This is a genomic window from Paenibacillus rhizoplanae, from assembly GCF_042684125.1.
Lineage (GTDB): Bacteria > Bacillota > Bacilli > Paenibacillales > Paenibacillaceae > Paenibacillus_AQ > Paenibacillus_AQ rhizoplanae.
Window position 1 is genome coordinate 36,771 of the sequence record NZ_JBHUKY010000068.1, and the last position, 23,381, is coordinate 60,151.

Consider the following 23,381-nt stretch of genomic DNA (forward strand, 5'->3'; position numbering starts at 1 on the left):
ACGCGTAAACGTGGTACTATGTACATTAAATAAAGAGGGGTTCAGGAGGATGAGACGGGTATGGAGTATATAAGCACAAGAGGCAAGGTAGCGGCCAGAGGCTTTATTGATACGGTTCTGATGGGGCTGGCGGATGACGGCGGGTTGATGGTGCCGGCTGAGATTCCGGTGATTTCCCCGGAGAAGCTGGAGGAATGGAGAAGCCTGAGCTTTCAGGAGCTGTTCCTTGAGATTTTCTCCTACTATACCAATGATGAAATTCCCTATGATGACTTGAAAAAAATGGTCTACACCAGCTATGGCAACTTCCGCGCTCCGGAAGTCACGCCGCTGCACCGGGTGAACGATTCTCTGTACGTGCTGGAGCTGTTCCATGGACCGACGTTTGCCTTCAAGGATGTGGCGCTGCAGTTCATGGGCGAGCTGTATTCCTATATTGCCAAGGTGCGCGGTGAGATCATCCATATTCTCGGGGCGACCTCCGGCGATACCGGTGCTGCGGCCATTCAGGGTGTGCGTGGCAAGGAAGGCATCAAGATCTGTATTCTTCATCCGCACGGCAAGGTCAGCAAGGTGCAGGAGCTGCAAATGACCACGGTTGATGACAGCAATGTGCTGAACCTGTCTGTAGAGGGCAACTTCGACGACTGCCAGAAGATTATCAAGGAGCTGTTCGCCGATCTCGACTTCAAGGGACGGTATCACCTGCGGGCAATTAACTCGATTAACTTCGTGCGCATTCTGGCGCAGACGGTCTATTATTTCCATGCTTATCTGCAGCTTCCGGGAAGCGATCAGAAGAAGGTGAATATCAGCGTGCCTTCGGGCAACTTCGGCAATATTTTCTCAGGCTTCCTGGCGCAGCGAATGGGTCTGCCGATCCATAAGCTGATCATAGCTACCAATGAGAACAACATCCTCGAACGGTTCGTGGTCACCGGCGAATACAAGCCAGGCAGCTTCACTGGCACCTACAGCCCGTCGATGGATATCCAGGTGGCGAGCAACTTTGAACGCTATCTGTATTATCTGCTGGACGAGGATGCGGAGAAGCTGTCCCGGTACATGGGAACCTTGCAGAGCGAGGGCGCGATTACGGTGGACGGCGAGCTGCTGGCCCGGGTACAGGCGGATTTCTCCGCGCTGGGCGTGAAGAACGCACAGTGTCTGGAGATCATCAGCAAGTACCAGCAGGAATCCGGCTATCTGCTCGACCCGCATACGGCGTGTGGCGTAGCCGCTTACGAGAAGTTCAGTGCGCCGGACGAGATAAGCATTGCTTACGCTACAGCGCATCCGGCCAAGTTCGATGAGGCGATTGCCTTGACCGGCATCAAGCAGGAGTTCCCGGCGCCGATCGCCGCCCTGTTCGAGCTGCCGCAGCATCAGGTTGTAGTGGATCATGATAAGGCGGAGATTGTTCGCCAGCTTGTGGCTTTTTACGGGTAAAATAGCGAGCCGGGGCCAGTCTGGCCCGTCCGCATTATGGAGACAGCCCCCGCCGGGATGAGCGGGGGCTGTTTGCTGTCGCTCGTATTGTGGGACACTGGATGGTATGTGCGCTGTTTGCTGTCGCTCGTATTGTGGGACACTGGATAGTACGCGCGCTGTCCGCTGTAGCCAATCAGATGTGAATTTGTGAGAAGGACGTTAACTAATCGCTTACTGAGGGTTTGCGTGCCACGGTTAAGGTGCAAGGGGGATGCTGAGTTGCAGTATGTACAACTAAATAGCCAGATGTGCCGCCGAATATCTGTTTAGCTGTATTTGGTGCAATTAAAATCCTACTATAACTGGGTTCTCGCCCATTCGGGGAGATTTAGTTGTACAGACTACAGTTAGAAAATGAAATCCTTCATATTCGCTGTTTTTAATTGCACAGACTACAACTATCTCCAAATGTTTGCTCTGTGCACAGCCAGTACCCAACTGCCCACTGCCATTGCGCTCTGCTCATTGCGCACAGCCACAGCCACAGCCCAACTGCCCACAGCCTAACTGCCACTGCTATTTCGCTCTGCTCACTGCTCACTACCCACTACGCATAACCTGCCCCCACCAGTCGGGTGATTGCATTTTGTGCAGTAGAACTTCCCAAAAACACCTCTAAAATCGATTCTAATGTATTTGATACAGCAGATTTATGGGGGAAGGCCTGCTACAGGCCCAAACTCCGAATTCTGTTGTACGAAATACAGAAGAATAGCAAAAGAGGAGCTTTACACCGGATTCTATTGTACGAAGTACAATTGCAGGGTCGACTGTGGGCGATGTAAGGCTAGGTTGGAGTAGAATGGCTCGATGGGAGGAGATGCAAGGCTAGGTTGGAGTAGAATGGCTCGATGGGAGGAGATGCAAGGCTAGGTTGGAGTGGAATGGCTCGATGGGAGGAGATGCCAGGCTAGGTTGGGATTGGAACGGCTCGATGGGAGGGGATGCAAGGCTAGGTTGGAGTGGAACAGCTCTGTGGGAGTATATGCATGGCTCCATTGTGGGGGATGATTCTGCCTGAGATTAATGCATGGCCCCCAAGAGGTAACGGCTGGACGAATGGCCTCGTGGCCGAGGGGAGTTGGCCGAATCAAGGTGAATCCTGTGCTTATCCGCAGGTGCTTTTTTTCACAAGCGAAATCTAGCGGAATTTGTCGGAAATTACGGTATATAAGTGGACATACCTATCATGGAATGAGAAAATAACAGTTATAGCTTATACTTCAAGTGGAAACGGCTTTGCCTTACTTTTAAAGGACGGTACCGTTTCGGAGAGAAATAGAAGGATAATGCATAGCGTGAAACATATAAATTCTTATATTTGGGAAAAGGACGGGATCATTCATGACTATTCGTTTCGGGGTTGTAGGAACTAACTGGATTACAGACCGCTTTATACAGGCGGGACTTGAGCATGAAGAGTTTCTGCTTACGGCCGTGTATTCCCGCACAGAGGAGAAGGGACAGGCTTTTGCCGCTAAGTATGCCGGGGCTTCGATCTATACGGATCTGGAGGCGATGGTAGCAAGCGCAGAGGTGGACGCGGTCTATATCGCCAGCCCCAACTCGATGCATGCGGAGCATTCATTGATCTGTCTGAACCATGGCAAGCATGTGATCTGCGAGAAGCCGGCGGCCTCCAACAGCCGGGAGCTGAAGGCGATGATTGAAGCAGCGCGCAGCAATGATGTGCTGTTCATGGAAGCGATGAAATCCACGTTCATGCCGAATTTTGGCGTGATCCGGGATAACTTATATAAGCTGGGTCAAGTCCGGCGCTACTTCGCAGGCTATTGTCAATACTCTTCGAGGTATGATGCTTACCGCCAGGGGACGGTGCTGAACGCATTCAATCCTGAATATTCCAATGGCTCGCTGATGGATCTGGGCATCTATTGCTTATATCCGATGGTCGCTTTGTTCGGCAAGCCGGATTCGGTCAAGGCCGTTGGGCTGATGCTCGCTTCGGGAGTGGACGGGGAAGGCAGTATGGTTATGCGTTACCAGGACATGGACGCGGTGGTCATGCATTCCAAGATTGCCGATTCCTATCTGCCTGCTGAGATTCAGGGCGAGAACGGAACGATGGTCATCGACAAGATCAACCAGCCTTATCAGGTCAAAATCCACTACCGCGACGGAACCGTCGAGGAGCTTACGCTGCCTCAGGTGTTCGAGCCGATGTATTATGAGGTACAGGAGTTCATCCATCTGCTGAAGAGCGGGCAGCGGGAGAGCGCGACCAACAGCCATGCCAATTCCCTGGCGGTGGCAGAGCTGATGGAAGAGGCGAGAGCCCAGATCGGTCTGCGTTACGCCTCGGATCTGTAGGAGCACGGGCAGTTTGGCCTTATAATATTGAAGCTGAAGCTACACTTTGGATGAAATGGGGAGCGGAACTTGAAGACGTTCAAAAAGGTATACATCGAGATCACAAGCGTCTGCAACCTGGCCTGCAGCTTCTGTCCGCCCACGGAGCGGCAGAAGAATTTCATGAAGCTGGAGACGTTCAATACCATTCTTGATGAGATCAAACCGCATAGCAATCATATCTATCTGCATGTCAAAGGCGAGCCGCTGCTGCATCCGAAGCTGGGCGAGCTGCTGGATGCCGCGCATGCCAAGGGCTTCAAGGTCAATATTACGACCAACGGCACGCTGATCCGTAAAGCAGGGCCGAAGCTGCTCGGCAAGCCGGCACTGCGGCAGATGAACTTCTCGCTGCACAGCTTCGACGGCCATGCAGGCTCGGAGAACCGTGAGGGCTATCTTACAGAGATTATCCAGTTTGTCCGGGAGATCTCTGCTCAGGGCGTCATTGTCTCGTTCCGGCTCTGGAACCTGACGGAGGACAACCGGACCAACCTGGAGAAGGAGCGTAACCGCGAGACGCTGGCTCTGCTGGAGGAGGCCTTCGGACTCGACTACAGGATTGAGGAGAAGGTGGTGCCCGGCAGCGGCGTGAAGATTGCTCCGCGCGTGTACCTGAACCAAGATCATGAATTCAGATGGCCCGCGCTGCATGAGCCGGAGGATGACGGCAAGGGCTTCTGCCATGCGCTGCGCAGCCAGGCGGCGGTTCTGGTAGACGGGACCGTTGTGCCGTGCTGTCTGGATGGCGAAGGGGTGATCAACCTCGGCAATATTCATGAGCAGCCATTCTCCGAGATTGTCGAGGGGGAACGGGCGAATAATCTGTTCTATGGCTTCTCACGCCGGGAAGCGGTTGAGGAGCTATGCCGTAAATGCGGCTACCGGCAGCGGTTCGGCACCTAGCCGGAGCGCGAGGCCGGAGTGGGTGTTGATGCCGGTGCATACCGTCAAGGCAGCAGGGTGATGCTAGAGGGTAGAGAGATATATTTATAAGGCTGGATCATACGAAAAGAGGGAATAGATGCCTACTATACTTGTTGCAGACGACGATGCGAATATCCGCGAGCTTGTCTGCCTATTTCTGCGCAATGACGGATTCGATACCGCTGAAGCGGCAGACGGCCAAGAGGCGCTGGCGGTCTATGCCAGAACACAGGTGGATCTGGTCATCCTGGATATTATGATGCCGGTGATGGACGGCTGGGCGCTGTGCAAGGAGCTTCGCAGAGCGGACCCGGAGCTGCCGCTGTTAATGCTGACGGCAAAAGCGGAGACCTGGGAGAAGGTGAAGGGATTCGATCTGGGGACCGATGATTATCTGACCAAGCCCTTCGATCCGCTGGAGCTGACGGTCCGCGTCAGGGCTTTGCTGAAGCGCTTCGGAATCGGAAAATCACATATAATCCGTATCGGAGAGGTAACGCTGGACCGGCAGACCTACAAGGTGATGAACGGGACAGAAGCGCTGTCCCTGCCGCTTAAAGAGTTCGAGCTGCTGTATAAGCTGGCCGGAACACCAGGTCAGGTCTATACCCGCGAGCAACTGATCGACCAGATCTGGGGCATTGACTACTCAGGGGATGACCGGACGATAGATGTACATATTAAGCGCCTGCGTGAACGGTTTGCGGCTTCGCCGGATTTTCGAATCGAGACTGTACGGGGGCTTGGCTACCGGCTTGAGGTTACTGAATGATCAAATCGCTCTATACCCGTGTGGTCCTGACCTATCTGATCTCCGTAATCGGGGGGACAGTGATCTCCTTCAATCTGGCGATCTGGATATACAAAGATGAATTGAACGAGAATCTGCAGGTTCAACTGATGCGCTTCGCACAAGATGTCGTACAGATCTATGATGCCTTCCCGCTGACTGAAGCCGACAAGTTCGTAAGCGGCATGAAGCAGCTTGAGACCTACCATGTGCGGATTTACGATGCGAACGGCGGGGTTAAGTCTTATGGCGGGCCTGCCGGAATGAAGCTGGAGACCGTGACCGCCGAGCAAGTGAAGCAGGTGCTGGCCGGAACCATCGTTCAGGTCAATCCGACGGGCATCTCCATCAGCCTGCTGGGGCTGAAATTAACTACGGATACGGGAAAAAAAGCGTTGTTCGTAGAGCCTGTCGGCGCCCCCTCTTCCGCCTTTGTGCTGAAATGGCTGGTGAATTTCGTGGTGTATTCGCTGTTATCCGGGAGTCTCGTGATCTTGGTGGCGGCCATGTTCGTGGTCCGGCCGATTAAGAAGCTGACCAACGCGACGCGCAGGATCGCAGCCGGGGACTTCAACGTGAAGCTGAATATCAAGCAAAAGGGAGAGCTGGGCGCCCTCGCGCGCAGCTTCGAGGAGATGACGCATGATCTGCAGCAGCTGGAGCAGATGCGCCGTGACTTCGTGTCGAATGTATCTCATGAGGTGCAGTCGCCGCTGACCTCCATCTCCGGCTATGCCCTGGCGCTGAAGCAGATGAATATTCCAGAGAGCGAGCGGGGCCGCTATATCGATATCATCATCGGGGAAGCCGAACGGATGTCCAAGATGAGCGACAGCCTGCTGAAGCTGAGTCTGCTTGAATCGCAGTCCCAGCAGCTCCGGTTCACCACCTTCAGCCTGGATGAACAGATCCGGCGCGTGATTGTTGCTCTTCAGCCGCAATGGTCGGCCCGGCGCATCAACTTCGATCTTCAGCTGACGGCTGCCACGCTGACGGCGGATTATGACCTGTTGAGCCAGGTATGGACGAACCTGCTGGGCAACAGCATTAAGTTCTCCGGGGATGGGGGAGTAATCAGTGTCCATACGAAGCAAGATAATAAAAGTGTAACCGTTCGTGTATCCGACACCGGCATCGGGGTCGCTCCCGAGGACCAGAAGCGGATCTTCGAACGCTTCTTCAAGGCGGACCGCTCCCACAGCAACAAGTATAACGGCAGCGGGATGGGGCTGGCCATCGTGAAGCAGATCGTCCTGCTTCATCAAGGAGATATCCGGGTCGAGAGTGAGCTAGGCGCAGGCACAAGCTTCATTGTAACGCTGCCGCTGAATACACCGGCAGATTAGATTATTACACCGTTCATCTTCCGTTCATATTACCGTCACGGGGAGTACATTTTCATTGTATAAGCTATCCTTAGCAGTTGATTAAGGCAGCTCATTCGATTCATAAGGACAGGTGATTGTATAATGAAAAAAGGACTCAGAATCCTGCTTAAGTCTATAGCGGCATTGATGATTGTGATCGTATTGTTTTTTGCCGTAGTATTTGTGGTCAATATCATCAGCAGCAAATCGGAGCTGAAGAAGATTGAACCCTATGGCCAGTTGGTGCCTGTAGACGGCAAGAAGATGAATGTACTCATCCAGGGATCGGGTGAGAAGACCGTGGTGCTGCTGACGGGGTATGGCACCGGGGCACCGGCGCTTGATTTCAAACCCCTGGTAGACGAGCTGTCTCCCTTCTATAAAGTAGTCGTGGTGGAGCCGTTCGGCTATGGCTTAAGTGATCAGACGGATAAGGAACGGACCTCGGACAATATCGTCAGTGAGATTCATGAAGCGCTGCAGCAGCTTGGAATCAAGCGTTACACGCTCATGGGGCATTCCATCGCCGGAATCTACGGGCTGGATTATGTGAACAAGTATAAGGATGAAGTGACGGCCTTTGTAGGAATCGACAGCAGTGTGCCGAACCAAGGGGGCTTGGACGATGAAATACCAGTGGGAACGCTTAAGTTCCTCGATAAATCCGGCATTGTGAGATTGTTCCAAAAGATAGGCGGCGACCCGTATGCCGGGCTTTCGTTCGACGAACACACCAAGCAGCAGATGAAAATGATCGCCACAAAGAACTCAAACAATGACACTGTCGTAAATGAGAGTAAGCATTTCAAGGAGAATTTCACAGCAGCCCAGGCGCTGAGCTTCCCGAAAGAGCTTCCGGTGCTGCTCTTCGTACAGTCGAATAATACCGATGTGGAGGGCTGGTTGAAGCTGCATGAGGAGCAGGTGAAGGATTCGGTGTACGGTAAGCTGGTGCCGCTTGAAGGCGGGCATTATCTGCACCATACGCTATCAAAAGAAATTGCCAAGGATTACAAAGAGTTCATGGCAGGTGTGAAATGAGGGGAGTCTGATCCCCGGCCGACTATCTGATCAATTGAATAAGAGCTCTACGCCGCCGCAAGCTTCTATCCAGAAGCTTGCGGTTTGTTTAAATCTAAGGAGCTTCTGATTCAAACCCTATGCACACGGGCTATTGTATAGAGATTGTTATTACATAGGGAGGCATGCAAATGCTGAAATCATTACGGGCTATAGAGGCGTATCGTGAAGGAGGATGGCCTGCCGGAGAAGTCTATCCGTGGCTGGAGTACATCGTGCAGGCAGAGCAGACGATTGTGAACCTGGAGCGGGTAGAATCGCTGCAGTCGCTTGCGCAGCAGAATCCGGTGCTGGATTATGTAGAGCGGAGTCTGCGGGTGCTGGACAGTCTGCCGCTGTCGTATTGGATCAAGGAGCTGGCCGAGGAGACGCTGATCTGGTCGGAGACGGCCAAGGGCGGGACTCTCCGTCAGCGCCGGAGCTGGCAGGAAGAGGGCGTGAATATCTTCGTTCATAATATTGGCTCCGCGGAGTTGTACCAGCGATATGCGGAAGGTGTGGAGCAGGAGGAGGCAGGCTCTGCGGAGAAAAGACGGGTTATACATACGCTGATCGAGACTCATGGGCTGATTGGGCAGCAAATCCGCGGTGAGGTTCCGCCTTCTGTCAATCTTCCGTTGTCCTCACTGGTGGAGCAGGGACTGCTGGGCGCAGAGGAGCTGGAGCGGCTGCTGTTCGCACTGAATCACTGCATCATTGCTGCGGTGTCCCCGGAGCTGTGGCAGGAGGTCCGCCTGCAGGTAATGGAGCTGATTGCTGTAATTGCTTCAGGAAATCTGCAGCCTGAGATCCCGATGAAGGAGCGTCTGCGGAGAATGCGCGCCGGGTCCATTGCGCAGGGGGAGGATTATGAGACGGAGTGGGACGGACTGGTGCAGGAGGGCTTCCTGCCTGCTGCCCTGGAGCCGCTGCAGCCTGCCACCTTCTGGTATGTGGAATCGGCGCTCCAGACCTTCTCGCTGGAGCAGTTCCTGAAGGTCATGAGTCTGGTTGCCGGCAGCAGCCCGCTTCAGCTAAGCCATCTGAGCCATCTCAGCCATCTCAGCTTCGAGGCGGTCATGAACAGTATTCATTATGACTATAAAGGCAGCAAGAAGATCAACGTCTATAAGAAACGGATTATTGAGAAGTATCTCTCGGAGCTGAGCTGGGAGGAGATCTACAGCGGCGTGAAGCCTTCCGGCAGCAACCCGCATCTTACGCACCGGCTGCTGGGCAAGGAGCATCTGCCGGATACGCTATTCTTCCAGTTCGAGTTCTCAGCGGCAGCGGAGAAGCTGATTGAGTTCTGTATGGAGGCGGAGAAGTCAGCACTGTATGAACGGGCAGTCCTGCTGCTGTTCGACCTGTTCGATCTGCGGCGGGATGCCTTCGACCGCTTCCACAATGAAGACACGTACCTAAGCCAGATGAATGATACGGCAGATTATAAGGCGGTCATTCTGGACTATGTCACTGGACGGAAGGTGCTGGATATCGGCCCTGGCGGCGGGGTGCTGCTTGATCTGATTGAGGAGCGGATGCCGGAGGTGGTGCCAGTGGGGATTGATATCTCCAGCAATGTGATCGAAGTGCTGCGGCAGCGCAAGCAGCGGGAGGACCGCCGCTGGGAGGTGCTCCAGGGCGATGCGCTGAACCTGAAGGATTACGTGGAGCCGGGCACGGTGGACACGGTGATTTTCTCATCGATTCTGCATGAGCTATACTCCTATGTGCCGCTGGAAGGCCGGAAGTTCAATCACGGCACGGTGGCGGCAGCCCTGACCAGCGCCTTCGATGTGCTGGCAGACGGCGGGACGATCATTATCCGCGACGGGATTATGAGCGAGCCGGAGGAGGAGCGGCGCAGAGTGCGGTTCCTGGAGGCGGACGGCTTGGCGTGGCTGGAGCGGTACGCGAAGGATTTTGCCGGACGGAATATCCGTTATGAACAGCTGGGCGGACAGGAAGTCCAGATGCCGGTGAACGATGCGATGGAATTCCTCTATACCTACACTTGGGGGGAGGAAGCCTACATTCATGAGGTTCAGGAGCAGTTCGGCTATTTCACACCCTCGCAGTACGCCGCATTCATTCAGCAGACGCTGGGGGGCCGGGCCAAGATAGAGGTCTTCCGTCATTACTTGCAGGAGGGATACACGGAAGCGCTGGAGAACAGGGTTGAGATTATGGATGAGAGCGGAGCGCCTGTGCCGCTGCCGGACAGCACTTGTTTCATTGTGGTTCGTAAGGCGGGTTGAACAAAAAAAGGCTGTCCCTAGTCATCTCTGACTTACGGGACAGCCTCTTTTGTTAGGGAGGAACACAATTCGCTTATTTAAGCGTGATGATCAGCTCGCTGATTGTACCGCCGTGTACTTTGAATTCATGGGTGAACTGCTGCGGGGCGGGAACACGGTTCTTATTGAACTCCCCCTCCATCTCGGCGGTCACCGCAATGCGGCCCTGGATTTCTTCAATTTCCATAATAGTAAAGCGGACTTTAGCAGAGAATAGCTCGGATTCTGCCCAAGCCGCGATGGCTTCTGTGCCTTCGGCCGGCTTCCCGTTATCCTTCACAGTAGCGCTGGGAGCGAACAATTCGATCAGAGTGTCGGGCTGGTATTGGTTCACTGCATTGTAGAAGTCCTGTACCTCAATTGGCAAGGTAACATGTTGATTCATGAGTATCTGCCTCCTGTAAGTAGATTAGTGGGGACGGCATGTCCACCGGAATGAGCCATTAGGCCACCGCTGAAGCGGCAGGTGCCGTGGTCATCCATACACTACCTTAAACGTATCCGGGCATCCGTAAGCAGGAAAAAGTATGCGGCGGGGTTCAGCCTACGGATAAAGCTGGTTCTGCCCGGCGAAGGGACCGGCGTCCTTGCGAAATTCCGAAGGTGAGCAATTCATGACTCTGCGGAACACTTTGATGAAGTAGCTGACGTTGTCGAAGCCGACATCCATGGCAATATCGGAGATTTTGCGGTCTCCCTGCTTCAGCAGGGCTGCGGCCTGGCGGACCCGGTAGGAGTTGATGTAATCGACGGGGGTCTTGCGGGTCATGCTTTTGAAAAAACGGCAGAATTGCCCTTCGCTCATCGGAATCAGCCCCGACAGGTCTCGGGTGCGGATCGGCTCCTGGTAGTTGTCCTGGATATAGAGAATCACCCGTTTCAAGCGGTCAATCTTCGTGGGCTCGGCGCCTACGGACTGGCTGTGGTTGACGAAGCGCCCCGGCTGCGCAAGCTGTGAGAGCATAATCAGCAGGGTTCCTTTCATAAAGGCTTCGAATCCGGGCATTTGTTGATCATAGGCCTTCATCATGTGGTTCAGATGCAGCAGCAGCTCCGCCTGCCAGGGAACGGAAGGGGTGAGGTGGCGCGGAAAGCTCTGGCGTTTCTCCTGAAGCGGCAGAATAACACTCTGCTGGATGGTATCATATTGGGCGCTGGCCAGCAGGTCGGGGTGGAAGACAAGGGCGCAGAAGCGGCAGGGGGTCTCCGTAAGCGCGTATGCGGCATGGATATCCCCGGATTCAATGAACACAGCCTCACCGGGGCGAAGCGTGAAATAGTCGGTGTCCACCTGAAACAGAATCTCGCCTTCCAGCAGCAGGAAGAACTCGGCTTCCTCATGCCAGTGGGTGTCCAGGACATGTGCTCCGGCGGGAAGGTCGATCCAGTAGGCAGCCAGGGGGAACATGATATCCCCGTGTTCGCGGTCTTCTTTGAGCAAGCGCTGCGAGGTACGGTCCATTAGGGGCCTCCTTGTCTGATGACATCAAAATAGTGTTATAAATGAGCTGTATATTATTAGTTTTGGGATTTTATTATCGGTATAATGCAACTATATACACCAAATCGAAGGGTGGCAAGTGCGCATATGAAATTTACAGACGGCTTATGGCTGGTTCGTGACGGAATTACAATCAATGGTGCAGTGCAGAACTATGTGGTAGAAAAAACAGAGGAAGGCCTGACCGCCATCACACAGACGACTCCCATCACGGGACGTTCGGCGACACTCAACTCCACGCTGCTGACTGTGAAATTCCATTCCCCGCTTCCGGGCGTGGTAGGAGTCAAAATCATTCATAACGACGGCGTTATTCCACGCGGACCTTCGTTCGAGCTGACTGAGGGAACCGGTGATCATGTGGAAATCGAGGAGACAGAGGCGCAGACGGTGCTGATCAGCGGCGGACTCCGCGTGGTCATCAACAAGGGTACACACTGGTCTGTGGACTTCTACCGCGGCGATGAGCGGATTACCGGCAGCGGTTACAAATCGATGGCCTACATCACGGATCAGGACGGCAACACGTTCATGCGTGAAGAGCTGGATATCGGCGTTGGCGAATTCGTGTATGGTCTGGGCGAGCGCTTCACGGCTTTTGTGAAAAATGGACAGGTGGTCGATCTGTGGAACAAAGACGGCGGTACAAGCTCTGAGCAGGCGTACAAGAACGTTCCGTTCTATGTGACGAGCAAGGGGTACGGCGTCTTCGTGAACCAGCCAGAACTTGTATCGTATGAGATTGCGTCTGAGAAGGTGAAGAAGGCCCAGTTCAGCGTAGCCGGAGAGAGCCTGGAATACTTCGTGATTGAAGGACCGACGATTAAAGAGGTTATTACTAAATACACTTCCCTGACCGGCAAGCCTGCGCTGCCACCGGCCTGGACCTTCGGCCTGTGGCTGACGACTTCATTCACTACAGACTACGATGAAGCTACGGTGAACTCCTTCGTGGAAGGGATGGCGGAGCGCGATCTGCCGCTGCATGTGTTCCACTTCGACTGCTTCTGGATGCGTGAATATCAATGGACGGATTTCCAGTGGGATTCCCGTGTATTCCCGGACCCGGTGGGTATGCTGAAGCGTCTTCATGACAAAGGCCTGAAGATTTGCGTATGGATCAACTCCTATATCGGACAGCGCTCCCCGCTGTTTGAAGAAGGCCGCAAGAACGGTTATCTGCTCAAAAAAGCCAACGGCGACGTCTATCAGACGGACCTCTGGCAAGCAGGTATGGGACTGGTGGACTTCACGAACCCTGCGGCTTGTGAATGGTATGCCGGTTACCTGCGTGACCTGGTGGATATGGGCGTAGACAGCTTCAAGACCGACTTCGGCGAACGGATTCCGACCGATGTTGTATACTTTGACGGCTCCGATCCTTACAAGATGCATAACTACTATACCCAGTTGTATAACAAGGTTGTCTTTGAAGTGCTCGAAGAGAAGCTCGGTAAAAATGAAGCGGCCGTGTTCGCACGTTCCGCTACCGCTGGCGGCCAGCAGTTCCCGGTTCACTGGGGCGGTGACTGCTATGCCGACTATGAATCGATGGCAGAAAGCCTGCGCGGCGGCCTGTCACTCGGCCTCTCCGGCTTTGGCTTCTGGAGCCATGATATCGGCGGGTTCGAGAACACCGCTCCGGCGCATGTGTTCAAGCGCTGGCTGGCCTTCGGCCTGCTCTCCAGCCACAGCCGCCTGCACGGCAGCACCTCGTACCGTGTGCCTTGGGCTTACGATGACGAAGCTGTGGATGTTACCCGCTTCTTCACCAAGCTCAAATGCAGCCTGATGCCGTACCTGTATGATGTTGCCGGACAGGCGCATGAGCAGGGCTGGGCCTCGATGCGGGCCATGGTAATGGAATTCCCGGAAGATCCGACCTGTGAAGTGCTGGACCGCCAGTACATGCTGGGCGATTCCCTGCTGGTGGCTCCAATCTTCCAGGAGAACGGCGAAGTGAAGTACTACCTGCCGGCTGGCCGCTGGACACACCTGTTGAACGGTGAGACTGTACAGGGCGGATCATGGCGCAAGGAGAAATATGACTTCTTCAGCCTGCCGCTGTTCGTCCGCCAGAACTCCCTGCTTGCCGTAGGCAGTGAGGACAGCCGCCCGGATTATGATTTTGCCGAAGGCGTGAAGTTCGGCCTGTACTCCCTGGAGGACGGGAAGTCTGCTGCGGCGACTGTACGCGATATCCACGGCGCTCCTGAGCTGAAGGTAAAAGCTGTACGCAGCGGCAGCACTGTAAAAGTAACTGTCGAAGGCAGCGGCAAAGCATTCACCCTGTCGGTGAAGGATCTTGGCGCTATCGCTTCTGTAGAAGGTGCGGAGCAAGCAGATGAGACTACAGTGACAGTGGGCGCGGGCGAGAAGTCCGTATCGTTCACGATTACGCTGAAATAAGTGAACTATAGACGGAATTAACACACCCGCAAGACTGAATTAACACACCCGCAAGACTAAATTAACACAACTATAGACCAAATTAACACACCCGCACGCTGGCTTAGTAGCCTATGGCTGTGCCCTTAAGTAACCAAGCTCTCTGATGACAGGGGACATTCGTCTCCTGGATCGGGGAGCTTTTTGGGGATTGGCGGCACGGTGTCTGGTTGTTGCGCACATTGACCCACAATGGACTAAATCCTGCACGAAATGTAACAATCCCCGCAGCAGGAGCGGGGTTATGGCAAATTGTTGTCAAAAAAGCAGCATTTCGGCTTACCTGAACGAATCAGCGGCGAAATTACTGCATTTTGTGCAACATTGCAATGGAATAGCCGATTTTACAGGCATCATTGTTGCAGAGAATGCAAGATTAGTGGTGCCAAAGGAGTGCTGAAGGGATGCTTAAGGGTTGCCAAGTTACTGTTAAGTTACTGTATAGCATCAGCTGTACCACCCGCCGCAGCCCATCAGCCAGAGAAGCAGTACCAGAATAAAGGAGTGGATGACTATGAACAATATTGAGGATAGTGGGACAGTGAACGGTGGAGAGGAGAATTGGGAGAACAGTCCAAACGGAGTGCTGAGCCAGCCGGAGTTCACCTCTGCTACTGCGCTGTCCACCGCCGCTAATTATATTATGAACGCGGCGGAGCCGTTCACTCATACGTACCGCACCTATATCCGTCTGCGGGAGAACGGGAAGCTGGCGCTGAAGTTCTGGCACAGCAATGCGGTGGATTCGACCTGGGACCTGGGCGCGGATGCCGTAGCCAGTGAACCGGGGGGCGAGTGGAGCATCGAAGCGGCATATGTTGCCGATGGCGGAGCGGCGCCGGATGGCAGTATTGTGCCTGGCTCGCAGGTGCCGGTTACCTTCAGCGGCGAACTCTCGCGGCGCGTGAAGCCGGACGAGATGTTCTGGAGCGACGAAGCGCTTCTGGAGCTGCCGGAGGACCATATGCTGGCCTTCACCTGGACCTTGAAGACGGCTGGCGCAGGCAAGTCTTTCCCCTTCAATGTGGAGGGAATGCTGGCCTCCGGTTACGATGTGTCGGGCATACTGGCAGCGCAGGAGTCAGCGGCGGGGTTCAGCGAATCGGATAAGCTGCAGGTGCTTCCAAGCTTCCTGGGCTACAAGAAACAAGTGGCGAAGAGACTGGTATTCCTGGGCGACTCGATCACGCAGGGGGTACGGACCGCCAAGGATCAATACACACACTGGGCGGCAAGAATTGCGGAGGGGCTGGGAACACAGTTCGGAGTGTGGAATATCGGCTCCGGCTGGGGCCGGGCTTACGATGTAGCCACGGACGGACCTTGGCTGCATAAGGCGCAGCAGGGCGATGAGTTGCTGATCGTGCTGGGCGTGAATGATCTGGATATCGGCCAGCGTTCGGCAGATGAGTTGCTTCTGGACTTGGCGCACATTATCTCCAGGATCAAGGAAGCACAGCCGGAGGCAGCGGTAATTCTAAGCACGGTGCCGCCTTTCAATTTCGAGGGCGAGCGTGAGACCCATTGGCGCAAAGTGAATGAATGTATCCGCACAAGCCCTCCGGCTGGGGTGGACCGCGTGTTCGACATCGCTGCTTTACTCTCTGTTGCGGCCCCCGCTGACCATAGAATTAAGCCGGAATACATGAGCGACGAGTTCGACCCGCATCCGAACGGTGCGGCGGGCAAGGCGGTGGCGGCGGCTTTTCTGGCGTGGTACGGGGAATCTGCAACAGGCAGACCGTAATACTGCCACACTGCCATACTGCCGCGGCATGGAAATTCTGCCTCGACAGGGCAGTTGGCAGAAATGTTGTACATTATGCAGCTTGATTGCTGATAAGCGGGGGTTAAAGGAAGAATGTTGCAAAAAATACAATAATAGCTCCGCAGAACCACCGGGAGGTGGAGAAATGCTGCCTTTCCTGCAACAATGCTGAATTAATGCGCCAACAGGAAGGAAATGTTGCATTTCGTGCAGGATTCCATCATTCCCTTAATGCGCCGCCTGATCCCGGTAGTCTTTCGGTGAATGGCCGGTGTGCTTTTTGAAGACCTTGCTGAAGTATTTGACGTCGTGGAAGCCGATCATTTCCGAGATTTGGGCCAGCTTGAGGCCCGGATTCTGCATCAGCAGCTTGGCCTTCTCGATGCGGACGCTGACGATGTAGTCGGAGAAGTTGATCCCGTATTCCTGCTTGAAGCGGCGTGAGACATACTCGCGGCTGACCTGGAATTTGCCCGCCACCTCCTGCAGGGAAAGATCTGACGGGTAGTTCTGCTCGATGTATTTTACGATCTCCGTCATCGGGTTCCGCTCTTTCTGCTGTCTGTCCGTGAGCACCCGGGATAACTGCTGCATGAAGGCAAGGGACCAGTCGCGCCAGGCGAACAGGGAGAAGGAATAGCCGCTGGGCTGCGGAGAGGGGTTCTGCTGGTCCCCGTGCTCAAGCTCAGCCAGCACGTTAGCCGCCTGGCTGCCAAGCGCTTCCCGGACCAGACGGGAGCGCAGCAGCAGCGCATCGGCCTTCCAGTCGTTCAGCATCTGCGGGGTAACAGCGCCTCGGCGGCTAAGCTCCTGGGTCCAGTGCTGCGCCGCCGCGGTCAGGGCTTCGGGCGTCCCGCTGATGACCGCCATCCGCCAGTCCTCCTGGACATCGGCGAAGCTCAGCGGAACCGCGTTCTCCCGCTTATCAAGCTGCTTCCCGCCGAGCATCGCCCCCGGCCCCTTGCGAGTCCCCGCGCCCGCATCAGTCCCCCCGCCTGCTGACGCCCCCGCACCCCGGCCGCTTTCAGCTCCCGCATAATGGCAGTAATCCTCATGCCTGAGCAGATTCCGCCGCAGCAGGGCTTCGGCGGCTTCGGCGCGTCCTGCCGGCAGATGAGCGGGGAAGGCTCCCGGCGTGCTGATTCCGAAATGCATGCGGAACTGCAGCGTAAGGAAGATCCCCTGATTCATCCGGCTGATCAGCGAGGTAACGGATTCATGCGGCTCCCAGAGCAGGATGGCAATCTCCGGCGGACCGCCCCAATAGCGGAAGGCGATGCCTGTTCCCTGCTGCTGCAGAAATTCGTTGCAGATGTTCACAATGGCGTAGTAGAGCAGCTCGCTGTCGCCGCCGAAGCGCCGCAGCAGCGGATTATTGCCGCTGTCCGTCTGCACGAGGATCAGGCGCGAAGTCTTGATGTCCGGCGGAATGATGCCGTCATGGATCAGGCGGCGCAGCGAGGCCTCGGCGTTCACCCTGTCATCGATCAACGCGGAGAGCAGCTTCTCCCCGAAGATCGGCTTGATCTCATTCAGCCGCAGGCTCTGGCGCTGGCGGAGATTGCGTTCCGCCTCCTCGGCTCGCCAGGCGGATACCGCCTTGGATACCGCGCTGTTAATCATATCCGGCTCAATCGGCTTCAGGATATAATCGATGCCGCCGTGGCGGACGGTCTGGCGGACGAAGTCGAAATCATTATGCCCGCTGACCACAATGAATTTGGTGCTGCCTGCGAATTCATCGACCCAGGTCATCAGCTCCAGGCCGCTCCCCGACTCCATCATCATATCCATAATGACCAGCGCGGGCTTCTCCCGGCGGATCAAGGCGATGGCCTCGTTGCCGTTGCCGGCCTCCAGAATCTCCTCAATCTGATGGGCCTCCCAGTCCACCAGCAGGCGGACCGCCTTCCTGACTCTTGCTTCGTCGTCTACAATCAGTGCCTTCATATCCGTTCACTCTCCACTACGATATCGATTTCCAGGCGGATGATTACTCCGCCTTCCTTCAGATTATCCACCGTCAGCAGGGCATTATCCCCGCAGACCAGCCGCAGCCTGGCCAGCACATTCCCTAGGCCGATGCCCGTGCCCGGAGCATCGCGTCTGCTAGGGCTGTCCTGTCCGGCATTCTGCAGCAGCTCCCGTTCCTCAGCGGTGCTGGACTGCTCCAGCTCCTTGCGCAGCGCCTCCAGCCTGCCTGCCGGAATCGGGAGGCCATTGTTGGCGATGCTGATCTCCATCCGCTCCGGGGTTAGTCCAGTTACGTTAATCTCCATATATCCGTCCTGCCGGTCAAGCTGGAAGCCGTGCTTGAAGTAATTCTCCACAATCGGCTGGAGGATCATTTTGGGCATCAGCGCCTGAAGCAGCGGCTCCTCCACCTCACAGCGGAAGCTGAACTTGTTCTCAAAACGCTCCTTCTGCAGCTGGATATACGCTTTGACATGATCCATCTCATTCTGGACCGTCACCACCTTCTCATCATTGTACATGCTGTAGCGCATCATTTTGGCCAGAGCCGACAGCAGGCCGTAGATCTGCGGCACCTTCAGCTCCAGGGCCAGCGTACCGATAATCTGGAGAGTGTTGTTCAGAAAATGTGGATTAATCTGGGACTGGAGCGCCCTCAGCTCATTGGTCCGGCTCGCCAGCTCCAGTCTGTACTCCCGCAGAATGAGATTGTTGATCGTGTCCATCATACTGCGGAAATGCTCGGTGACCACCCCGATCTCGTCGTTGCCCGCCGGGCGGATCTCAATGTTGAGATTTCCGGTCTGGACCTGATTCATATACCGGGTCAGCTGCTTGATCGGCGCGGTAATCCGGAAGGAGACGAGGATCGTCAGAACAATGATCGTCACCAGCAGCAGCGCCAGCAGCAGCAGGTTGATCGCGGCGGCCTCCTTGGCTTCGCGGAACAGGTAGGAGACAGGAATCTGCTTGACGAGCGTCCAGCCGAGGCCGATGCTGTCGATTTTTTGATAGATAAATACAGAGCTGTCCTGTTCAAAATAACCCTGCATCTGCGTGCTGTCCGCAATCTGGCTGTTATACCAGGCGGCATTCAGCGGTTTGCCGAGCAACCCGGTAGTCTGGCTGTAGACCAGCCTGCCGCTGCTGTCCACAAGATAAAGCTTCTCCTGATCCTGCTCGTACAACTGGTCTACAATCTCACTGAGGGCAGCCAGCTTGACATCAATCGACAGATAGCCGAGTGCCTGCGAGGTAGGGATGCGCTCGATTCTGCGGTGCAGCGTAAAAACCGGCTCCGGTATGAACTGCGTTAATGGCAGCCTTAGCCCGTAAGCATTGCTCAGATGCGTACTCTGCACGCTTACCGGAGAGCTTCCGCTCAGACTGGACTGGTGGTAGGGTGCAGCAGCCAGCCAGCGCTTGGGTGTTGTGTTGTCGGTAATCAGCGTAGCCTTCGAGTCTTTCACACTGTACAGGTACACCTGCGAGAGGTGGGGCAGCGAGGTAGAGATATAGCTGAGCGAGTTATAGATGGCAATATCGGAGGACAGATCGTCGTACCCTGCTTCAAGCAGCCGGTAGAAATCGCCGTCAGAATACACGTTCAGCGACATACGGTTGATCTCCTGCAGCAGACTGTTAATGTTCTTGTAGCCCTGATAGAGCAGATTCTTGTTCTCATCGACCGCCCGGTCCCGCAGCGACTTGGTGGTGTGGGAATAGCTGACATACATCGTAGCCATAATGCAGATTAAGGTGGGCACAAGCAGGAAGACGATCAGCTTCGTGCGGATACTGGTCCATTTCATGGGGCGGGTCACATCCAGGTCAATATTTTACACCCTAAAGATCACTTGCGTAGGTGTAAGAGGCTCTGCAAAAAACAGATAATATCTTTAGATCATAAACAAGTGAGTGAGTAAAAGAAAGGGGGGCCATACATGCGCGGCAATAAATTGTCCCAGTTTGGTCAGCAGGTATTTTTCGTTGGCCCGGCATTATTGTTTTTTACCTTGATCATGATTGTTCCGTTTCTGATGGGGATGTACTACTCCTTCACGGACTGGAACGGCGTATCCGGTAATGTAAGCTGGGTCGGCTTTGAGAATTTTAAAAGTATTTTTACGAATGATCACGACTTCTGGTCATCCTTCTGGTTTACCGTGAGGTTCACCGTGCTGGGTGTGATTTTGACTAACGTAGTAGGCTTCTTCCTGGCCTATCTGTTGACCAAACCTTTGAAGACACGCAATATGCTCCGGACCATTTTTTTCATGCCGAATGTGATCGGGGGCCTGCTGCTCGGGTTCATCTGGCAGTTCATCTTCATCAAAGGCTTCGCCACTATGGGCGATCTTACCGGCCTGTCCTTCTTCAACCTTCCCTGGCTCGGGGATGCGACAACCGGCTTCTGGGCAATTGTCATGGTCTTCATCTGGCAGTCCTCCGGCTATCTGATGGTCATCTACATCGCTTCGCTCAGCAACGTCTCCAAAGAGGTGCTCGAAGCTGCCGAGATTGACGGTGCCTCCCGGATGCAGGTGCTGCGTAATATCATCCTTCCGCTGATTATGCCTGCGGTTACGATCGGACTGTTCCTGGCGATCTCCTGGTCCTTCAAGATGTTCGACCTCAACCTCTCGCTGACCAAAGGCGGACCGTTCAAATCGACGGAATCTGTAGCGATGAACATCTATAACGAAGCCTTCCTGAACAACCGTTATGGTCTGGGTACGGCGAAGGCGCTGTTATTCTTCCTCATTGTAGCGCTGATCACTGTCATTCAGGTTCGTATAACGAAGAGCAAGGAGGTAGAAGCTTAATGAATGCCAAGACCAAAAGCAGATGGAATATCGGCATTGAAGTGATTATGATCCTTCTGGCGCTTCTGTTCCTCTCTCCGTTCTACTTCCTGCTGGCGAACTCGGTGAAATCCTTCGGCGAGATTCTGAGCGACGCGGCAAGCTGGCCGCAGACCTTCATGTGGTCGAACTATGCGAATGCCTGGAAGCTGGCCCGGTTCTCCGAGGCCTTCCGCAACTCGCTGATCATTACGATCATCAGTGTAGCGCTTATCTCGCTGTTCAGCGCGATGGCGGCGTACCGTATGGTACGTGCCAATAACCGGTTCAACCAGATTCTCCTGCTGCTGATGGTAGCGGCGATGGTGGTTCCGTTCCAGACGATTATGATTCCGATCCTGAAGGTTGTGAATGTCCTGGGCGTGAACAACTCCTTCACAGGTCTCATTATCTCCCATCTGGGCCTTAGCATTCCGATGGCGATCTTCCTGTTCCACGGCTTCATCAAGTCCGTGCCGCTGGAGATTGAAGAGGCGGCTACGGTAGATGGCTGTAACCCGATCTCGGCGTTCTTCCGGATTGTATTGCCACTGCTGAAGCCGATGCTGATGACTATTATCGTGCTGAATGCCCTGGGAATCTGGAATGACTATCTGCTGCCGTCCCTGATTCTTCAGGCACCCGGACTGCGTACGATTCCGCTGGCGACCTTCTCCTTCTTCGGCCAATACACGAAGCAGTGGGATATGGCGCTTCCGGCACTGACCATCGGGATTGCCCCGATCGTCATCTTTTATCTGTTCATGCAGCGTTACATTGTTGAGGGAATAGCGGCTGGCTCGGTGAAGGGTTAATTCACCGGGCTCCCGTTCCACATAAGAAGCAGTTAAATTATTCAAGGGGGAAATATCAAATGATGAAGAAACATTCTGCACTGATGTTGTCATCCGTAATGCTAATGTCAGTAGTGCTCGCGGCTTGTGGCGGCAATGCCGATAAGTCTGCCTCAAATAATACTTCTAATGGAAGCGCTGGCAATAGCGGCGCTGTGAAGACCGTTAAGATTTTCCAGTTCAAGACTGAGATCGTGGAAGGCCTGAATGAGCTGAAGGTGGAATTCGAGAAAGAGCATCCTAACATCAAGCTGGATATCCAGACCGTGGGCGGCGGCGCAGACTATGGTGCAGCGCTCAAGACCAAATTCGCTTCCGGCGATGCTCCTGATATTTTCAGTAACGGCGGGTATGCCGAAATGGCACTGTGGGCAGACAAACTGGAAGACCTGTCGGACCAGCCTTGGGTGAAGGATCTGATTCCACTTGCAGCAGAGCCTATGACCAAGGACGGCAAAACCTACGGGATGCCAATGAACCTTGAAGGAATCGGTTATGTATACAACAAGGACCTGTTCGCCAAAGCCGGGATTACAGAGACGCCAAAAACCATTTCCCAGCTTGAAGAAGCTGCTAAGAAGCTACAGGCCATTAACGTAACTCCATTCGGCAACGCTTATCAGGAATGGTGGCTGCTGGGGATTCAGGGGATTAGCGTAGCTTTTGCACAGCAGGATAATGTGGATGAATTCATCAAGGGCCTGAACGACGGAACCGCATCGATCGTGGGGAATGAGAAGTTCAAGGATTGGAGCAACCTGTTGAACCTGACGGTAAAATACGGCCAGAAGAATCCTCTGACCACGGATGCCAACACTCACCTGGCGCTGTTCGCTAAGGGCGAAACGGCTATGATGCAGGAAGGCAACTGGGCTCAGACGCTGGTAGACAACATTACGCCGGACATGAACATCGGGATGTTCCCGATGCCAATCAACGATGATGCGGCCATGAACGATAAGCTGTCGGTGGGCGTTCCGGCGAACCTGGTAGTGAACAAGGAATCCGGCTCCAAGGAAGAAGCGAAGACATTCCTGAACTGGCTGGTCACTTCGGATATGGGGAAAGAGTATATCGTGAAGAAATGGAAGTTCATTCCTGCGCTGTCCACCATTCCGGCAACTCCTGAGGATATCGGTCTGCTGGGTGCGGATGTCTGGAATTATGTAAAAGAAGACAAGGTCTATGGATTGCAGGCATCCAAATTCCCTGATGGCGTTACACAGGAATTCGCCAGCTCCATTCAGGAATTGATTGCCGGCAAAGTGGATGAAGCCGGCTGGGAGAAGGGCATGCAGGCTGCCTGGGATAAGCTGAAGAAATAAGCAGCAGCGCTTAAGTAAGCGAAGCAATGAAGGACGCTCCAGTCTCTCTCCGAATAGGAGAGAAGGCAGGGCGTCCTTCGTGTATCCGGTGGCGGAGGGCGATTCATCAGGCGGAAGGATAGCGTTTATTTCCAGAGGTGCGGGAGAGGGCAGGGGTAATCTGCGGAGTCTGGGACTGTGCTTGCCGCAGCCTGTCCAGCAGGTCATAGACGGTGGTAATCTGCTTCGTATCTATAGCTAATGCGGTATCTTCCGGGCTGCCGGGGATCTTGAAATTCCACTGTTTATTTCCCATGAGTATCACTCCTTCTTTGGTATTTTTATCATAAGCTGTGGAGCGGATCATGTATAATGAAGGGAAATG

The 23,381-nt window shown here is 54.5% G+C and carries 18 protein-coding genes; 13 read left to right on the forward strand and 5 right to left on the reverse strand.

What is annotated here, in order from left to right; all coding sequences use genetic code 11:
* The first annotated feature begins 60 nt into the window (after window positions 1–60).
* From thrC to ACFSX3_RS26530, 8 genes are all read left to right on the forward strand, one after another.
* Window positions 61–1,449, forward strand: coding sequence for a threonine synthase (thrC, locus tag ACFSX3_RS26495; protein WP_209992195.1), 1,389 nt, complete (start codon window positions 61–63; stop codon window positions 1,447–1,449).
* A gap of 1,031 nt (window positions 1,450–2,480) precedes the next feature.
* A complete protein-coding gene (locus ACFSX3_RS26500) occupies window positions 2,481–2,636 on the forward strand; it encodes a hypothetical protein (RefSeq protein ID WP_209992194.1) in 156 nt (51 codons plus the stop codon).
* Between the two features lie 199 nt (window positions 2,637–2,835).
* A complete protein-coding gene (locus ACFSX3_RS26505; RefSeq protein ID WP_209992193.1) occupies window positions 2,836–3,822 on the forward strand; it encodes a Gfo/Idh/MocA family protein in 987 nt (328 codons plus the stop codon).
* A gap of 69 nt (window positions 3,823–3,891) precedes the next feature.
* Complete coding sequence (locus ACFSX3_RS26510; protein ID WP_209992192.1) at window positions 3,892–4,767, forward strand: radical SAM/SPASM domain-containing protein; 876 nt, start codon at window positions 3,892–3,894, stop codon at window positions 4,765–4,767.
* Window positions 4,768–4,885: 118 nt separating this feature from the next.
* Entirely contained in the window at window positions 4,886–5,560 is a 675-nt protein-coding gene (locus tag ACFSX3_RS26515) for a response regulator transcription factor (protein ID WP_209992191.1), read from the forward strand.
* Window positions 5,557–6,924, forward strand: coding sequence for a sensor histidine kinase (locus tag ACFSX3_RS26520; RefSeq protein ID WP_209992190.1), 1,368 nt, complete (start codon window positions 5,557–5,559; stop codon window positions 6,922–6,924). Before ACFSX3_RS26515 ends, ACFSX3_RS26520 begins: the two co-directional genes overlap by 4 nt.
* A gap of 123 nt (window positions 6,925–7,047) precedes the next feature.
* Complete coding sequence (locus ACFSX3_RS26525; RefSeq protein ID WP_209992189.1) at window positions 7,048–7,986, forward strand: alpha/beta hydrolase; 939 nt, start codon at window positions 7,048–7,050, stop codon at window positions 7,984–7,986.
* A 170-nt stretch (window positions 7,987–8,156) separates the two neighbouring features.
* Window positions 8,157–10,265 carry a class I SAM-dependent methyltransferase gene (locus ACFSX3_RS26530; protein WP_209992188.1) on the forward strand — a complete coding sequence of 703 codons (2,109 nt, stop codon included), beginning with the start codon at window positions 8,157–8,159 and terminating at the stop codon, window positions 10,263–10,265.
* 73 nt (window positions 10,266–10,338) lie between these two features.
* On the opposite strand, the gene ACFSX3_RS26535 is transcribed toward ACFSX3_RS26530, so the two are convergent.
* The gene (locus ACFSX3_RS26535; RefSeq protein WP_209992187.1) at window positions 10,339–10,689 is read right to left on the reverse strand and encodes a nuclear transport factor 2 family protein; all 351 of its coding nucleotides are present in this window, start codon (window positions 10,687–10,689) and stop codon (window positions 10,339–10,341) included.
* A gap of 159 nt (window positions 10,690–10,848) precedes the next feature.
* Window positions 10,849–11,766, reverse strand: a complete 918-nt coding sequence (locus ACFSX3_RS26540; RefSeq protein WP_209992186.1) for an AraC family transcriptional regulator — start codon at window positions 11,764–11,766, stop codon at window positions 10,849–10,851.
* 126 nt (window positions 11,767–11,892) lie between these two features.
* Here ACFSX3_RS26540 and yicI point away from each other — a divergent pair, with 126 nt between their 5' ends.
* Together yicI and ACFSX3_RS26550 are read left to right on the forward strand one after the other, a co-directional pair.
* Window positions 11,893–14,214, forward strand: coding sequence for an alpha-xylosidase (gene yicI / locus ACFSX3_RS26545; protein WP_209992185.1), 2,322 nt, complete (start codon window positions 11,893–11,895; stop codon window positions 14,212–14,214).
* Between the two features lie 553 nt (window positions 14,215–14,767).
* Entirely contained in the window at window positions 14,768–16,000 is a 1,233-nt protein-coding gene (locus ACFSX3_RS26550) for an SGNH/GDSL hydrolase family protein (protein WP_209992184.1), read from the forward strand.
* 249 nt (window positions 16,001–16,249) lie between these two features.
* On the opposite strand, the gene ACFSX3_RS26555 is transcribed toward ACFSX3_RS26550, so the two are convergent.
* Both ACFSX3_RS26555 and ACFSX3_RS26560 read right to left on the reverse strand, forming a co-directional pair.
* Complete coding sequence (locus ACFSX3_RS26555) at window positions 16,250–17,971, reverse strand: helix-turn-helix domain-containing protein (protein WP_209992183.1); 1,722 nt, start codon at window positions 17,969–17,971, stop codon at window positions 16,250–16,252.
* Entirely contained in the window at window positions 17,968–19,806 is a 1,839-nt protein-coding gene (locus ACFSX3_RS26560; RefSeq protein WP_209992182.1) for a cache domain-containing sensor histidine kinase, read from the reverse strand. The genes ACFSX3_RS26555 and ACFSX3_RS26560 overlap by 4 nt, the downstream gene beginning before the upstream one ends.
* Before the next feature lie 132 nt (window positions 19,807–19,938).
* Between ACFSX3_RS26560 and ACFSX3_RS26565 the strand changes: the two genes are divergently transcribed.
* Genes ACFSX3_RS26565 through ACFSX3_RS26575 form a run of 3 tightly spaced genes read left to right on the forward strand, consistent with a single transcriptional unit; the run spans window position 19,939 to window position 23,017 of the window.
* Complete coding sequence (locus ACFSX3_RS26565) at window positions 19,939–20,820, forward strand: carbohydrate ABC transporter permease (RefSeq protein WP_209992181.1); 882 nt, start codon at window positions 19,939–19,941, stop codon at window positions 20,818–20,820.
* Window positions 20,820–21,653 (forward strand): carbohydrate ABC transporter permease, encoded by an 834-nt coding sequence (locus ACFSX3_RS26570; RefSeq protein WP_036731277.1) that lies wholly within the window; start codon window positions 20,820–20,822, stop codon window positions 21,651–21,653. The genes ACFSX3_RS26565 and ACFSX3_RS26570 overlap by 1 nt, the downstream gene beginning before the upstream one ends.
* Before the next feature lie 59 nt (window positions 21,654–21,712).
* Window positions 21,713–23,017, forward strand: a complete 1,305-nt coding sequence (locus ACFSX3_RS26575) for an ABC transporter substrate-binding protein (protein ID WP_209992180.1) — start codon at window positions 21,713–21,715, stop codon at window positions 23,015–23,017.
* 106 nt (window positions 23,018–23,123) lie between these two features.
* On the opposite strand, the gene ACFSX3_RS26580 is transcribed toward ACFSX3_RS26575, so the two are convergent.
* A complete protein-coding gene (locus ACFSX3_RS26580; RefSeq protein WP_209992179.1) occupies window positions 23,124–23,312 on the reverse strand; it encodes a hypothetical protein in 189 nt (62 codons plus the stop codon).
* Window positions 23,313–23,381: the final 69 nt, after the last annotated feature.